Source organism: Vibrio sp. 378 (assembly GCF_033339435.1).
The window spans coordinates 202,090-218,056 of record NZ_JAWOUO010000001.1 but is presented as its reverse complement, the minus strand read 5'-3'; the positions used below and the strand labels follow the sequence as shown (position 1 = coordinate 218,056).

At 44.8% G+C, this 15,967-nt stretch carries 15 protein-coding genes; 11 read left to right on the top strand and 4 right to left on the bottom strand.

What is annotated here, in order from left to right; all coding sequences use genetic code 11:
- The first annotated feature begins 68 nt into the window (after window positions 1-68).
- The 3 genes from R7Q48_RS01025 to tyrS all read left to right on the top strand — a co-directional run bounded on the left by R7Q48_RS01025 (window position 69) and on the right by tyrS (window position 3,190).
- Complete coding sequence (locus R7Q48_RS01025; protein ID WP_005373824.1) at window positions 69-848, top strand: hypothetical protein; 780 nt, start codon at window positions 69-71, stop codon at window positions 846-848.
- Between the two features lie 193 nt (window positions 849-1,041).
- A complete protein-coding gene (locus R7Q48_RS01020) occupies window positions 1,042-1,848 on the top strand; it encodes a response regulator transcription factor (RefSeq protein WP_021707696.1) in 807 nt (268 codons plus the stop codon).
- Between the two features lie 82 nt (window positions 1,849-1,930).
- Entirely contained in the window at window positions 1,931-3,190 is a 1,260-nt protein-coding gene (tyrS, locus tag R7Q48_RS01015; protein ID WP_017633572.1) for a tyrosine--tRNA ligase, read from the top strand.
- Window positions 3,191-3,297: 107 nt separating this feature from the next.
- Here the strand turns inward: tyrS and R7Q48_RS01010 are convergent, their stop codons facing one another.
- Both R7Q48_RS01010 and R7Q48_RS01005 read right to left on the bottom strand, forming a co-directional pair.
- Window positions 3,298-4,332 carry an ABC transporter substrate-binding protein gene (locus R7Q48_RS01010; RefSeq protein WP_017633571.1) on the bottom strand — a complete coding sequence of 345 codons (1,035 nt, stop codon included), beginning with the start codon at window positions 4,330-4,332 and terminating at the stop codon, window positions 3,298-3,300.
- A 137-nt stretch (window positions 4,333-4,469) separates the two neighbouring features.
- Window positions 4,470-4,829, bottom strand: coding sequence for a DUF6559 family protein (locus tag R7Q48_RS01005; RefSeq protein ID WP_104980439.1), 360 nt, complete (start codon window positions 4,827-4,829; stop codon window positions 4,470-4,472).
- Window positions 4,830-4,996: 167 nt separating this feature from the next.
- Here R7Q48_RS01005 and R7Q48_RS01000 point away from each other — a divergent pair, with 167 nt between their 5' ends.
- A complete protein-coding gene (locus tag R7Q48_RS01000; protein WP_017819806.1) occupies window positions 4,997-5,251 on the top strand; it encodes a hypothetical protein in 255 nt (84 codons plus the stop codon).
- 101 nt (window positions 5,252-5,352) lie between these two features.
- Here R7Q48_RS01000 and R7Q48_RS00995 read toward each other — a convergent pair whose 3' ends face one another.
- Window positions 5,353-7,761, bottom strand: coding sequence for a beta-mannosidase (locus R7Q48_RS00995; RefSeq protein WP_318132108.1), 2,409 nt, complete (start codon window positions 7,759-7,761; stop codon window positions 5,353-5,355).
- A 303-nt stretch (window positions 7,762-8,064) separates the two neighbouring features.
- Here R7Q48_RS00995 and R7Q48_RS00990 point away from each other — a divergent pair, with 303 nt between their 5' ends.
- Window positions 8,065-9,651, top strand: coding sequence for a BCCT family transporter (locus R7Q48_RS00990; RefSeq protein WP_005373846.1), 1,587 nt, complete (start codon window positions 8,065-8,067; stop codon window positions 9,649-9,651).
- Between the two features lie 61 nt (window positions 9,652-9,712).
- Here R7Q48_RS00990 and R7Q48_RS00985 read toward each other — a convergent pair whose 3' ends face one another.
- On the bottom strand, window positions 9,713-10,441 hold the full coding sequence (locus tag R7Q48_RS00985) for a UTRA domain-containing protein (RefSeq protein WP_005387087.1): 729 nt from the start codon (window positions 10,439-10,441) through the stop codon (window positions 9,713-9,715).
- Window positions 10,442-10,651: 210 nt separating this feature from the next.
- On the opposite strand from R7Q48_RS00985, the gene R7Q48_RS00980 reads away from it, so the two are divergent.
- From R7Q48_RS00980 to R7Q48_RS00955, 6 genes are read left to right on the top strand one after another with little or no spacing between them, the layout of a single operon-like run.
- Window positions 10,652-11,719, top strand: a complete 1,068-nt coding sequence (locus tag R7Q48_RS00980) for an ABC transporter substrate-binding protein (protein ID WP_005373851.1) — start codon at window positions 10,652-10,654, stop codon at window positions 11,717-11,719.
- A 12-nt stretch (window positions 11,720-11,731) separates the two neighbouring features.
- A complete protein-coding gene (locus tag R7Q48_RS00975; protein ID WP_005373854.1) occupies window positions 11,732-12,556 on the top strand; it encodes an alkaline phosphatase family protein in 825 nt (274 codons plus the stop codon).
- Window positions 12,553-13,443: an ABC transporter permease gene (locus tag R7Q48_RS00970; protein ID WP_318076041.1), complete on the top strand. Its 891-nt coding sequence runs from the start codon at window positions 12,553-12,555 to the stop codon at window positions 13,441-13,443. The genes R7Q48_RS00975 and R7Q48_RS00970 overlap by 4 nt, the downstream gene beginning before the upstream one ends.
- Window positions 13,444-13,445: 2 nt before the next feature.
- Complete coding sequence (locus tag R7Q48_RS00965; protein ID WP_025767984.1) at window positions 13,446-14,234, top strand: ABC transporter permease; 789 nt, start codon at window positions 13,446-13,448, stop codon at window positions 14,232-14,234.
- The gene (locus R7Q48_RS00960; RefSeq protein ID WP_025767985.1) at window positions 14,231-15,250 is read left to right on the top strand and encodes an ABC transporter ATP-binding protein; all 1,020 of its coding nucleotides are present in this window, start codon (window positions 14,231-14,233) and stop codon (window positions 15,248-15,250) included. Before R7Q48_RS00965 ends, R7Q48_RS00960 begins: the two co-directional genes overlap by 4 nt.
- Before the next feature lie 2 nt (window positions 15,251-15,252).
- Window positions 15,253-15,912: an HAD family hydrolase gene (locus R7Q48_RS00955; protein ID WP_017633566.1), complete on the top strand. Its 660-nt coding sequence runs from the start codon at window positions 15,253-15,255 to the stop codon at window positions 15,910-15,912.
- Window positions 15,913-15,967: the final 55 nt, after the last annotated feature.

Here is a 15,967-nt window from a genome sequence, read left to right as displayed (position 1 = left end):
GTCAATTTCATTATCAAAGTCTGATGACCTAAAATGAATGGTATATCGATAACTCCAGAGAGAATTTGATGAAAAAGCCTATCGCACTCCTTACTACATTGATGCTCCTGGCATCCCCTGCTTATGCCGATTGGGATGAAATTTCCAATAAAATGTCTGAGCTTGGCGACGCAGTTTCTGATACTGCCCAAGATGCTTGGGACGACACCAAAGCGTTTTCAAAACAAGCGTGGCAAGATTTCACGAATTGGTCCGAGGAAGCGATCAATACCGCAGGCGAATGGACAGAAGCCAGCATCGAGAAAAGCAAAGAATGGATAGATGCTGCCGACAAAAAAATTGATGAGCTGATGGAAGGCGATACGCCAGAAGAAGCTCGCCAAGCCGTGGACTTAATGGCAGATAGCGCTTTGCTCAAGTTATTTAATGAAAAGCCGGAGGCAAAAGCTATTTACGACAACGCGTACGGCTACGCGGTCTTTGATTCTCGTAAATTATCTTTGCTGTTTCACACCAACTCAGGGTCAGGAGTCGCAGTGAATAAGGAAACAGAAGAACGCACTTATATGAATATGTTTGGTTTGGGCGTTGCACTTGGGGCTGGCGGCAAATTTTACCAACAAGTGGTTCTGTTTGAGAGCAAAGAAGACTTTGATACGTTCGTCAACGAAGGATGGGAGGCCACAAGTGAAGCCTCTGCTGTTGCGGGCGAAGATTCAGAGCAACTTTCAAAACAATTTAACAGCGGCGTCGCCGTCTATCAGTTGAACGCTAAAGGTTTGCTCATCGATGCTAACGTGTCTGGTTCTAAATATTGGGTTAACGAAGAGCTCACTAACTCGCAGTAATGCATAGCAACTAATCGCTTAAATAAAACCGTTGTTATGCACCCTTATCAATAAGTTAACGGGGATATGATTCCTCAAAACTGAGCACTTACGCAACTTTCTCTATGGAAGTCACCAGAAGATGGCGACTTCCCTTTCTCGTTGGATTGCTTTTGGTTATGCTTGCGCAAAACCACCTGCAATTCGGTATCCCATGCCTGACAATAACTTTAATAATCTGCTAGCAGAAGCAATTTCTGCTCTTAACACGCCTAACTTTACTCCTAAACTTATGCGTGTCATTCGCACTCTTTTTCATTTTGATTGCGCAGTTATTTTAGGTTACCGAGAAGGTAAACATCCTATTTATCTCTACGACTCAATTGAGAACGAGCGAGAGTTACTTTTTCAACGCTACCTTACTGACTCATTTCAAAATGACCCTTTTTTTCTCAAACTAAACGAGACAAAGCAACAAGGCGTATTTACGCTCAAAGACGTGGCGCGTAAAGGCGTTGACTTCACCTCATACTGCGAGCAGTTCTATCATCAAACAGGGTGGAAAGACGAGCTTAGCATGCTAGTCGAAGTTGAATCTGGCCGTTGGGTCATGCTGTACTTCGGATATATGACTGATGGAAAATACTTTTCTCAGCAACAAATCAATAAGCTAAAGCCCTATTTCCCGATAATTCAGTCGCTTTGTCAGCAGCATTGGAAACAAACGGAATTTACCTTTTCTGAGCCTGTTTTTGCACAGAGTGCTTATTCTGGCAGTATGCGATTAGCCATTGAGCAAGCTTTAGCAACGTTTGGCGTAGAATCACTCACCCGTCGCGAACAAGAGGTAGCTTCGCTTCTCGCTCAAGGGTTTGACACAAAAGAAATTGCCGCGCGGTTACACTTAGTTCAAGGCACAGTCAAAAATCATCGAAAGCGAATTTACTCGCAATTAAATGTGTCTTCATTGAGTGAGTTATTCCAGCTTTTCCTCAATCACCTCATTCTCCATTCAAGATAAAAAACTGTCCCTTAAGGGATATATCGAGAAAAGGTGTCGCGTTTTAGTCTGAATGTAACAACCACTAAAGCAGACAAAAAGAATGACGACACCATTACTGCAAGATTTACAAGATCGCGGCTTGATTGCACAAGCCAGCGATTTGGAAGAAATTCAGACACTTCTCTCACAGCCACAAACCGTTTACTGCGGCTTCGATCCTACAGCTGGCAGCTTACATATCGGCCACCTCGTGCCTTTGATTATGCTTAAGCGCTTTCAAGATGCCGGACACCAAGCTGTTGCCTTGATTGGCGGTGCAACGGGCATGATTGGCGACCCAAGCTTTAAAGCGACTGAGCGCAGTCTGAACTCAGAGGAAATCGTCTCAGGCTGGGTTAACGATCTTTCTAATCAAATTCAGCAGTTGATGAATCACCAACTGGCCAAGCCGATGATCATGGTAAACAACGCTGACTGGATGAAAGCGATCAATGTGATCGACTTCTTCCGCGATGTGGGTAAGCACTTCTCAATCAATACTATGGTCAACCGAGAATCGGTAAAACAACGCCTGCAACGACCTGACCAAGGTATCTCCTTTACCGAATTTAGCTACGCCCTACTGCAATCGTACGATTTTGCCGAGCTAAACCGTCGATACGGTTGCCGTTTGCAAATCGGTGGCAATGACCAATGGGGAAACATCGTCAGCGGGATCGATTTAACTCGCCGTCAAAATGGTGAGCAAGTATTTGGCTTAACTCTGCCGCTGATCACCAAATCCGATGGTACCAAATTTGGCAAAACCGAAGGCGGTGCAGTATGGCTAGATCCTAGCAAAACCTCTCCTTACGCGTTCTACCAGTTCTGGCTTGGCGCAGAAGACGCAGACGTTTACCACTTCTTGCGTTACTACACATTCTTGAGCTGCGAAGAAATTGCCAGCATTGAAGCGCAAGACCAAGCAAGCCAAGGTAAGCCACAAGCACAACGTATTCTCGCTGAAGAAATGACGCGATTTGTTCATGGCGAAGAAGGCCTAGCCAGTGCCGAGCGTATCACTCAAGCTTTATTCAGCGGTAATGTGCAACAACTGAGTTTGGGTGAATTAAAACAGTTGGAGTTGGATGGTTTACCAAGCATTGAGAGCACACAACAAGATTTGGTTGAGCTGTTGATTGAGTCGGGCTTAGCAAGTTCGAAGCGTGTTGCACGCGAACACATCAGCAACAACGCCATCAGTGTAAACGGTGAAAGAGTGGCGGCTGATAACCCGAGTTTAAGCTTCCCACTGTTTGATCAATATTGGTTACTGCAACGCGGTAAAAAGCACTTCTGCCTCGTAAAGCGTGCCGCGTAGCAACACTCGCAGTACAAAACCTATAAAAAAATTCCCCTCACCACTTTCGTGATGAGGGGAATCCAAATTTGAACGATTTTAAGCCTAACAATAGGCAAAGACGTTGCTTATTGCGTTCTTAAACGTTGCCAGTACTTTTCGTAAATCGCTAACGTTTCTGCGCCAACATCATTAATAAACTCGCCTTTTTTCAAGTCTTCTGATGAAGGGAAAATAGTACGGTTGTTTTTCAACTCTTCTGGCAATTTGTCACGCCCAGCGTTCGTTGCCGACGCATAACCCAAACTGGTCACGATTTCCGCTTGGTTCTCTGATTGGTACATGAAGTTAATAAATTTATGCGCCAATGCTTTGTTTTTACTGCCAGACGGAATAGTGAAGTTGTCCATCCACAATACCGCGCCCTCTTCCGGCATCACGAACTTCAGCTCAGGCATTTCAACCTGTCCTTGGAATGCGTTGCCGTTCCATTGCATGCCGACCGATGTTTCACCGGACACGTAAGGGACTTGCGGCGCATCTGAGTTGTAAAGTAATACGTTGTTTTTCAGCGCGACTAGAGAATCAAAAGCCTGCTCGATTTCTGCTTCGTCTTTTGTGTTCACGCTATGGCCATTTTTCTTCAGCGCCATACCGAACACATCGCGAACGTCATCAATCAGCATGACTTGTTGTTCGTATTGAGACTCCCATAAGTCTGCCCATTTGGTCACTGGTTGCTCAACCATGGATTCGTTGTAGCTGATCCCGGTAATGCCCCAAATATAAGGCAGCGAGTAATCATTTTTAGGATCGTGCGCTTGGCCAAGTAAGCCGTCCATTGTGTCTTGCATGTTTGGCACTTGAGCGTGATCTATTTTCGAAAGCAGTCCTTCTCGACCCATTTTTTCAATGAAGTACGCAGAAGCAAAAACCACATCGTAACCAGAACCTTTTAGCAATTTTAGCTTGGTATACATTGATTCATTATTCTCAAAGGTCGAATAATTAATCGTAACGCCTTCTTGTTTTTCAAACGCTTTTAACGATGCTTCCGGCAAATAGCCACCCCATGCATAAACGTTCAACGTTTTGCTATCTGCATGAGCAAACATGCTGAGCACAAGAGCACTCAGCCCCAATCCTTTGATGATTAATTTCATGGTATGCAATCCAACCAGTCCAGCGACGCGCTGGGATTCGGGTGCATAATTAGGTAATTGTTACCCAATTGAAAGAAAATTTAATTAATCTTTAACAGCAAAAATATTTATCGAATTTATAAAATTAACGCATGTTTTTAATAGCGACTGTGCATACCAAAATGATGAGACATTCCATCTTCCATTCGGCCACCTTTCCAGCCACCAGAGCCGAGTAAATTAAGCACATCTTGAGCGGTATAATCGACACCAGCGAAGAAGTCATGCGCCACATCAGAGCGGATGGCTTGCAACTCTGGTTGGTTTTCCAAATCAAGATCTTGCGGATCCGCATATAATGCCAACGCGATTTTTTGTTGGCACGCGCTTAACTCGCTGGTGCTCGTCTTTACCTGACCAACCGAAAAGTACTCACGACTGCCGTATCCCACCATCAATCTGGCACTCATTAGTTTAATCACTTTCTTAATGCGGCGACGTTGTATAAATCTCAACATGTTTTGTTATTCCTGTATTAAGTTGGCTATGGTCGTATTCTTTTGTTCGAATTAAAACACTCTGTTTTATCAGCGAAATTTCTCTAGCGCTTTTCGCGATGATCGGTTGTATAATACGATTCTGAAATATTTTGTTACGTTACCTCGGTAACCCCTGAGACTGCAACATGAACAACAGCAGATGGGTCGGCTTTATAGGCGGCACGATTGTCTTACTTAGTACCTTTATCCTCTTCGGATCTTCCGTCCACTCTGCTTGGTACCGAATCCCTGCGGAAGCCATTCATGGTATCGCCTTCACTTTGGCTTTTGGTTTAGGGTTAAACAGCCTGCTGGCGTACGCGACGGCAGTGATTACTCTTGCTGCACTATTCTACATTGGCTTTGTCGTTAGCTATCGGGTCCATCAGAAACTTAAATAAACTTCTGTCTCAACCTGAGCTTAATAACGGATACTTAATAACTAAAAAGGGAGCAAACGCTCCCTTTTTAGTTATCAGCATATAGATGTTCTATGCCCGCTTTAATCATTAAGGTGGTATACCCTCAACGACTGCTGCATACCTGAAACATCATCACCTAAATACTCAACCGTCATTGGAACATTGACCAACAGAGTAAAACTAGAGTCACTGAACCTTCCATCAGCATCACTCTCCAAATGAACAAAAAACGTAGGCTTATCCGCAATCAAAGTAATTTGCCTCCCTTCAATAGAGACACCAATATTGGCTTTCGCTATCGGCAAGGTTTTTAGCTCGTGAGTACTAAACCATGTGTTGCTTATTCTGTCTTCACCGATTTGCGCTTCAACATAGAAGAAGCCTGACGTAAGTTCATCCTTCTCGATCAATTCATCCAACTGCCACAAAATCGTATTGCTGTCTGCTATGACTGTTTGTTCTAAGCTCCAACATTGCTTTTCTTCCCCTTGCCAATCTACCCACTTGAGCAATGCGTTGACGCTTGCGGACTCTTTGGCATCATTGAGCAAATGTAGGCTCAACTCGCCTGTATGCTCGGAAAATACCAAATACTGCGGCGCAAAAAAGCGTTTTGCATGGTAGTGCAACTGCTTCCATCGACCACTGTATTCCAAACTAGACCAAGAACTGACAGGCCAATTGTCGTTGAGTTGCCAGTACAGCATGCCGCGACAAACTGGAGAAATGGCACGCCAATGATCGCATGCAGTTTTGATCGCGATTGCCTGCTGAACTTGACTTAAATACAGCATGCTCTCAAATCCAGAGGGAAAACGAAAATAGCGCGTGAACATCTCTGTAATAATACTATGACCTCGAGGGTTCTTCTGATGTTGTTCGAAAGTTGGGGATGTAATATTCCAGTCTTGCTCAGGGACAAACCGCTTAACTTCAGCAAAAGATGGCCAAGATTGAAAACCAAACTCAGAGCAAAAACGAGGATTCACGTCAAGGTAGGCACTGAATGATTTTCCTGAATGCCAAACGTCCCAAAAGTGCATATCGCCTTTACTATCATCATGCCACGCATCACCGAAATCCAGTTCACCATTACATGGGGAACTTGGCCAGAAACGGCGAGTGCTATCTTGCTCGGTAATCTCCTTCTCAATCATGCGGTTGAGGCGATCGTAGTTAACCGTGTATTTGACTTTACTGCGCTTAGATTCGTCATACCAACCAATAGCTCCAATCACTTCATTGTCACCACACCAAAGTGCGATTGATGGGTGCTCCTTGAGCCTCGGGATTTGGAATCTAAGTTCTTCTTCTACCTCTTTTAAAAACTCGTCGTTTGATGGGTACAACGAGCAGGCGAACATCATGTCTTGCCACACCAACAAGCCAAGTTCATCACAAAGGTTATAAAAGATTTCACTCTCGTACTGACCACCGCCCCATACGCGAATCATGTTCATGTTGGCGTCAACCGCACTTTGCAAAAGGTTGCGATAACGTGTTTCGTACTCTCGCCCCGGCATTGCGTCAATAGGGATCCAGTTGGCACCTTTAGCATTAATCGGTACGCCATTGACGATAAATTCCATTGCAGAGCCGTGCTCATCAGCTTGGTTATTTAGGGTTAACTGACGCAAACCAATGTTGTGCGTTAACTTTTGCTCTCTGCAAGAAATGGTAATGGGATAGAGATACGCTTCGCCATAACCCGATGGCCACCAGCGTTGAGGCTCCAAAATGTGGAACTGGCAATGATAGTGACCACTTCCTTTTGTTTGAATACATTGACGCTCACCATTAAATTCAACAATCATTTCATGGCGTTGACTGTCCGTTTCCACTTCAACTACTACATCAAGAAACACACTCCCATCGGCTTGCCATTGCTGCTCTGTCGAGAAGCCTTTGAGCCAAAGCTCATTCACAATGTCGATTTGAATGGGGTCGTAAATACCCGATACCATCAAGCAAATGCCCCAGTCCCATCCGGAATGGCATTGTGTTTTGCGGATCAAGTTCATGTGTGGAATTTGGTTGTTGCCCATTGCCGATGGAATAGGAAATGGCAATTTTTTTGCTCTTGCGATACCTTCTAAATCCACCCGAGCAAACTCAACCCGAATCGTGTTAGTACCTTGCTTTAAATGCGGTTTAATATCCACACGTTGCTGGGTAAACATGTTGCTGCACGTTAGTGCTAGCTCACCATTAACATAGAAGGTTGCCAATGTATCGACACGAGTTAGCGTCATCCAAATTTGCTTGGCAGACAACGTAAACGCGTCGACTTCAAACTCACGTGAGATATGCCACTCACACTCTTCAATCCATCGAACTTTGTTTTCATTATCGGCAAAATAAGGATCTGGAATCTGCTCTGCTTGTAAAAGCGCCGACACATTATCGCCCGGAATAAACATTGGAATTTCAAGATTGGGACGCTGTGGCGAGGTAAGCATCCACTGCCCGTTAAGTTCGAAGTGAGCCATCGAGTGAAACCTTAGCTTGGGAAAAACATGTTTTCTCAATGTAATCCTGATAATCCCATGCAAAAATAAGGGAAATGTTAATTACATACGAAATGCGGTGCATTTCACGTAAAAACTCTTTCTTTTGATCTCTACCCAAAAATCAGCAACTTGGCTAACCTGTTAAAAATTAATCGAAATCTAAGGTTATATTTGCAACTTCGACATGTTAACATCATCGGCTTTTTGAACATCCTCACACTTTTCGTTGAAACGATGTGAGGGGAAATGCACGGCTTCATAGCCCTAAAAAGCGAAGTAATTATGTCAAATATGACGAATGCCGCCTCCCACACAGCGCCTATTCAGGATGCTGACTATTCTGCTATTCATCCCCCATCTTTACTCAAGCGCCTCGAACTCACCAATCCTGTCTTTTGGTTAAGTGGTAGCTTCCTCACTCTATTCGTTTTACTTGCTCTAACGAATACCGACTCTCTAACCGCAATGGTTAACACCGGCTTCGGCTTTGCTACTAAATATTTCGGAGCTTACTGGCAAGTACTGCTTCTTCTGAATTTCCTAATTGGTTTGGCTCTTGCGTTTGGTCGCACTGGTTATGTGCGCCTAGGTGGTCTAGCGAAACCTGATATTGATAACTTTAAGTGGTTGTCAATCGTACTCTGTACTCTACTTGCAGGTGGTGGTGTATTCTGGGCTGCTGCTGAGCCTATCGCCCACTTTGTGACTGCTCCGCCTCTATACGGGGAAGCCTCACCGAAAACTGCCGCAATCAATGCCCTATCTCAGTCTTTTATGCACTGGGGCTTCTTAGCTTGGGCGATCCTTGGTGGTCTATCTTCCATTGTCTTAATGCACTTGCATTACGATAAAGGCCTGCCTCTTAAGCCGCGTACTCTGCTTTACCCTGTGTTTGGTGATAAAGCCATTAAAGGCTGGATTGGTGATGTTGCTGACGCATGTAGCATCATTGCCGTAGCGGCAGGAACCATCGGTCCTATCGGCTTCTTAGGTTTACAAATTAGCTACGCGCTAAATTCATTGTTTGGCCTGCCAGATACGTTCGTAACGCAAAGTATGGTTATTATGGCGGCGATCCTGATGTATACCCTTTCTGCACTAAGCGGTTTGAGCAAGGGTATTCAAATCGTCAGTCGTTACAACATCATTTTGTCTGTACTGTTAATTGGTTACATCCTGTTCTTCGGGCCGACAAGCTTTATCGTTGATGGCTACGTGCAAGGCGTTGGTCGTATGGTGGATAACTTCTTCCCTATGGCACTTTACCGTGGTGATACAGGCTGGCTAAGCTGGTGGACAGTATTCTTCTGGGGTTGGTTTATCGGTTATGGCCCAATGATGGCGATCTTTATTGCTCGTATCTCTCGTGGTCGTACAATTCGCCAATTAATCATGTCTATTAGCATCGCGGCACCGCTGATTACTTGCTTCTGGTTTAGTATCGTTGGTGGCAGTGGCCTTGCGTTTGAACTTGATAACCCTGGTTTGATTTCATCTGCGTTTGAAGGCTTTAACTTGCCCGCAGCACTGCTAGCGATTACTGGTGAATTACCTTACCCAATGATCATTTCGGTTCTGTTCCTGATCTTAACGACAACATTTATCGTGACGACAGGTGACTCGATGACTTACACAATCAGTGTAGTGATGACGGGCTCAACAGAACCAAACGCAGTGATTCGCTCGTTCTGGGGGCTGATTATGGGTATTGTCGCTATTGCGCTTATCTCAATGGGCTCTGGTGGTATTTCTGCATTGCAGTCTTTCATTGTAATTACTGCCGTGCCTGTGTCTTTCATTTTGCTGCCAAGCATTTGGAAAGCACCCGGCATTGCAAGCAGAATGGCGAAAGAGCAAGGCCTCGTTTAAAGCGCCTTCCTACCAATATGCGAAAAAGAGCCCTTAATTGGGCTCTTTTTAATTCTGCGCTTTATCCTACGCTATCAATACGAATCATCACTGCGTCTGGACGCCAATACTCGAATTCGCAGTCCATTAAATGCCCATCTTGTTTGTAGTTTACCCGCCGAATTTTCAGAACGGGTTGTCCTTCAGCTAGGTTCAACGCCTTAGCGACATGAGCAGGAGCTGACGTGGGAATCACATCAAAACGAGAGCGCTTTGTCTCGTAACCATACTTCTCACGATAAATGCCCGTCAGGGACATGGTGAGGTTCTCAGACAATATCCCCTCAAACAGTGCCGCTTTGAGCACGTTCTCAACAAACAATACCGCTCGCCCATCAATAAAACGTAACCGTTCAATTACATAAATTGGGGTAATTCGCTCCACCTCTAACGATTTGGCATACTCACCTGCGGCCATTTCACTTCGCACGTTGAGTAACTTAGTTTCTGCAATACGATGCTGCTCTCGAATCATTTGATGGAAGTGAGAACGAGACAACGGGTTGTAACAGATACGCTCAGGAGATACATACCAACCCCGGCGCTCTTCTCGATAAATAAGACCTTCCGTTTCCAAAGACACCAACGCATCTTTGATAGTGATTCGAGTCGTAGAAAACAGCTCACTGAGCTCTCTCTCTGACGGCAGTTTTTGTCCTTCCGACATGATGCCGGAAAGAATCTGCTGTTTTAAGCTGCTTCTAATTTTTCCTAATTGGGTACCAAATTGTCCGGTGCCTGTCGCTCTCATTCTGATCTAGTCCAACGATAATTTGACGAATAACATAAGGCGTTTACGTAACAAAAATATGACATTAATCAACAGAACACATACTGAACGTATGAAATATAAGTGCCATATAAAATCAGCAAAACTGTCAAATTACTTGCGCTAAATCGTCACATTCCATCCATAGCATACAAAGCGAACTTACTGACCTAGTCCAGAAGGATGGAGACAATGAAAACTTTGCTAAGTCGTTCAATTACCGCACCAGCGGCAATCATTGCGGTAACCCTCGCTACGCCAACAGTAGCGAAAGAAGCCGATATTGAATCTTTGGTAGCAGCAGCACAAAAAGAAGGGGCGGTTTACAGTGTGGGTATGCCTGACAGTTGGGCAAACTGGAAAGACACTTGGGCTGATTTAAAGTCAAATTACAACCTTAAGCACCAAGACACGGATATGAGCTCGGCTCAAGAAATCGCAAAATTCGAAGCTGAGAAGAAAAACGCGACCGCAGACATTGGTGACGTAGGCTTTGCCTTCGCACGTGTAGCGGTAAAAAAAGGCGTCACTCAGCCATATAAACCAACAACTTGGAATGACATCCCAGATTGGGCAAAAGACGAAGATGGTCATTGGGCACTTGCTTACACTGGCACTATTTCTTTTATCTCCAACAATAACCTCGTAAAAGACGCGCCAAAAACGTGGGATGACCTATTAAAAGGCGACTACAAAGTGACCGTAGGTGACGTAGGCGTAGCAGCACAGGCAAACAACGCGGTTCTCGCCGCAGCGTTCGCCAACGGTGGGGACGAATCCAACCTCAAGCCTGCGCTCAAATTCTTTTCTGAACTCGCGAAGCAAGGTCGTCTTTCATTTACCGATCCGAACATCGCCAACCTAGAAAAAGGCGAAGTTGAAGTGGCGATCATGTGGGACTTCAATGCATTGAACTACCGCGACAAAATTGACCGCGACCGCTTTACAGTGAGCATTCCTCAAGATGGCTCTGTGATTTCTGGTTATACAACCATAATCAATAAATACGCGAAGAACCCTAATGCAGCAAAGCTTGCTCGTGAATACATCTTCAGCGATCAAGGGCAAATCAACTTAGCAGAAGGTTATGCGCGTCCAATCCGCACCAACATCACACTGCCTCAAGCAGTGCAAGACAAGCTAATTGCTAATGACCAATACAGCAATGTTCACCCAGTGACTGACTTCTCAGCTTGGGAAAAGTCCGCACGTAAGCTGCCACGTCAATGGCAAGAAAGTGTCTTAATCCACCAGCAATAAGAGTAAGTCGTTATGAGCAATAAGGTCATCCTTGTTGTTCTAGATGGACTGAACTATCAGGTAGCCCGTGATTGCATGGGCTACCTCAATGGTCTTCTAGAACAAAGTCGTTCCCAACAAGAAACTCGCGCAACGCTTTATCCTGTGCAGTGTGAGCTGCCCTCTATGTCTCGCCCACTTTATGAGTGCATTTTAACGGGCGTTCGCCCTGTAGAAAGCGGCATCGTAAACAACAATATCGTTCGTCTATCCAAACACGATTCCATTTTCAGTTTGGCAAAAGCCCAAGGAAAAGTGACCGCTGCGGCTGCCTACCACTGGGTAAGTGAGCTTTATAATCGCGCGCCATTTGAACCTGTTCGCGATCGTTTCACGCATGATGAAACCCTGAATATCCAGCACGGCTGCTTTTACCATTGGGATCATTATCCTGATGAAGCCTTGTTCCTGGACGCAGAGTATTTACGCCGCAACTATCAACCTGATTTCTTACTGATCCATCCGATGAATATCGACGATACAGGACATAAGTTTGGCCTAGACTCTCGCCAATACCGCAATTGTGCGCGAGGTGCAGACATTATTCTTTCCAACTACATCGATCAATGGCTTGCTGATGGGTATCAAATCATTGTGACAAGCGATCATGGCATGAACAACGATCTTTCTCACGGTGGGATTTTACCTGAAGAGCGAGAAGTTCCCCTGTTTGTCATTGGTGATAAGTTTACCCATCAAGATTGTCATATTAAGCAAACTGATATTTGTGGCACCGTTTGTCAATTGCTAAACCTTGACCACACGAAGCCATACACTCAGGAATTGTTAGCACTATGAGCAGTTCAGTCCTCTCCCCAAGCTCTAGCGAATCACGTTCAAATTTGGCAAGTACTTGGTTAAAGCGCTTTAAGCCAGCCGTTTGGTTGGCGCCTTTCGCACTGTTTTTCTACCTATTTCAACTCGCACCGATGATTTGGGTGCTGTTAAACAGCTTCATCTACGATGGCGAGTTTGCCTTCGATAACTACATTGAAGTGCTCGACTCCACCTTTATGATGCAGGCGTTTGGCAACAGTTTGTGGTTAGCTATATGGTCGAGCATTTTTGGCTTAGCCATTGCGACTCTGTTGGTCTCTTCTCTGCGCAGAATCGATTCTAAAGTCCGCGATGGTGTGATTGCGTTTACGAACATGAGCAGCAACTTTGCAGGCGTACCTCTGTCATTCGCTTTTATCATTATTTTGGGCACCAATGGGGCGATTACCCTTTTGCTCAAGCAGTATGGCTTACTCGGTGATTTCGACCTTTATGGTAAATGGGGTCTGCTGGTCATTTACATCTACTTTCAAATCCCGCTGGCGGTGTTGTTGCTCTACCCTGCGTTCGACGCGTTGAGTGATGATTGGCAAGCTGCTGCTGCGCTACTGGGAGCCAAAACATCACAGTATTGGGCGAAAATCGCGCTGCCAGTGCTCTTACCAGCCTTATTCGGTACCTTTATTATCTTAATAGCCAACGCAATTGGCGCTTATGCGAGTGTTTATGCGCTGACCTCCGGTAACTATAACGTCATCACCATTCGAATTGCGAGTCTGGTATCGGGAGACCTGTTCCTTGAACCTAATCTCGCCGCTGCAATTTCGGTGATTCTAATGGCGTTACTTGCCTTTATCACAGTGATTAACCAATGGCTCATTTCGAAAAGCTATGCAGGTAGGAAGTAGTCATGAACAACGTTAATACTCGATTCCATAAAACGGTGGTTTATTCCATTGTTGGGATCATGCTCATCCCGATTTTAGCGACCTTTGTCTATTCGCTTTCATCACGCTGGGGCGCCACGGTGCTTCCAGATGGTTTCACTTTTGATTGGTACGTTAAATTGCTGACCGACCCACGCTTTTTGCAAGCGTTTGGGCGTTCGCTGTTTATTTGTATTGCTTCGCTAACCCTCAGTGTGATTCTAGTTCTGCCAGCGATATTCGTGGTGTTTTACTACTTTCCGAAGCTCGATAAGCTCATGAACGTATTGATTTTGCTACCATTCGCTGTACCACCAGTGGTGTCCTCCGTCGGCTTGCTTCAACTTTATGCTGACAGTGAAATCTCCCTTATCGGTACTCCTTGGATTCTAGTAGGTACTTACTTCACGATAGCGTTACCGTTCATGTATCGTGCGATTTCTAATAGCTTCGAAGCAATTAACCTTAACGATTTAATGGACGCTGCACACTTGCTAGGGGCAAGCACAACCAAAGCGTTTTTGATGGTCATTTTACCTAACCTCAAAAAAGGACTGATGGCATCGCTTTTCCTTTCATTTTCATTTCTATTGGGAGAGTTTGTGTTCGCCAATATTTTAGTCGGCACACGTTATGAAACCCTGCAAATCTACTTGTATAACATGCGTCAGACGAGCGGCCACTTTACGTCTGCCTTAGTGATGACCTACTTCCTATTTATTTTTTTACTGACTTGGTTGGCAAGTCGTTTCAGCCGAGGAGTCAAACAATGAGCTACGTAACAGCGAAAAATCTGACTAAACGTTTTGGTGATAACACCGTATTTGAGGACATTCACTTTAACATCGAGCAAGGTGAATTCATTACGCTTTTGGGCCCTAGCGGTTGTGGTAAATCGACACTACTTCGCAGCCTTGCTGGGCTTAACCCTGTCGATGGAGGCGAGGTTTGGGTAAACGGAGAAGATATCACGCATCAAGTCCCGCAAGAGCGTGGTATTGGGATGGTCTTTCAATCGTATGCGCTGTTTCCCAATATGACCGTCGAAGGCAACATTGCATTTGGCTTAAAAATGAAAAAGCTTGCGAATGATGATATTCGACGTGAAGTGGCTAAAGTCATCAAACTGGTGGATCTGGCAGGTAAAGAAAAACACTATCCGCATCAACTTTCTGGCGGTCAGCGCCAGCGTGTCGCACTCGCTCGAGCATTGGTGGTGAAACCTCGCATATTATTGCTTGATGAGCCACTTTCTGCGCTTGATGCCAAAATCCGCAAACACCTTCGTCAGCAAATCCGAGACATTCAGAAAGAGATGAATCTCACCACTATCTTCGTAACTCATGACCAAGAAGAGGCGATGATTATGTCTGATCGTATCTTCCTAATGAGTAAAGGGGAAATTGTTCAAGCAGGAACACCTGAAGAAATTTATACTCATCCTGCTAACGAGTTTGTGGCCGGTTTCATGGGGCACTACAACCTTGTAGAGGCCAATAAAGCCAAGCAACTCTTCAACATTGATACCGAATGGAAAGTAGCGATTCGCCCAGAGTCTATATATGTAAAAGAGCAAGGTCGTCAATATGATAGCCACATCTCAGCGCCACAAGTAGGTACGATCACCAACCACCAGCTTCTAGGTAATGTTATTCGCTATCAAGTGAACGTTGAAGAGTGTGAGCTCACTGTTGACTTACTTAACCGCTCTTCAGAACGCTTACTAGCGAATGGCAGCCAACTAGAACTACTCTTTAACCTAAACGAAATTCAACCAGTGAGAGCCTAAACATGTCCAAACCTTTGTATGTTTTTGATATGGATGAAACCCTAATAAACGCTGACTGCGCAATGATTTGGAACGAGTTTATGGTTGAGAAAGGCATCGCGACTGATCCTTTATTTATTATGGAAGATCAGCGTCTAATGGCCTTGTACTCTGAAGGCAAAATGGACATGGAAGATTACCTAGCGTTCTCCATGAAGCCACTAGAAAACATGCCGATTGAAGAAGTAAACGCCTTGGTTGAAGAATGTGTTGAAAGCCATATTTTGCCTAAACAGTTCCCTCAAGCCAAAACCCTGATTGAGCAACTGTCTCGTGATGGTATAGATATGGTTATCATCTCTGCCAGCGTCACTTTTTTGGTGGAAGCCGTTGGTCGCCGTCTTAATATTCCAACCGCACTCGGAATTGATTTAATCGAGAAAAACAACCGTTATACTGCTGAAATCGACGGTATCCCGAGTTATCGTGAAGGCAAAGTCACGCGATTAAAACAGTGGCTAGAAAATCAGCCTGAGCCTTATTCCGAAATCCATTTCTATACCGATTCAATCAACGATTTACCGCTTTGTGAATACGCGAACTACGCTTATCTGGTAAATCCATGCCCACAACTAAAAGAACACGCCAACAGACCGAATTGGAGTGTGTTAAGTTGGGGGTGATATAGCCTCACAAGACCGTTCTTCCTAAGTATATACTTTTCTATTTGTTCAAAGA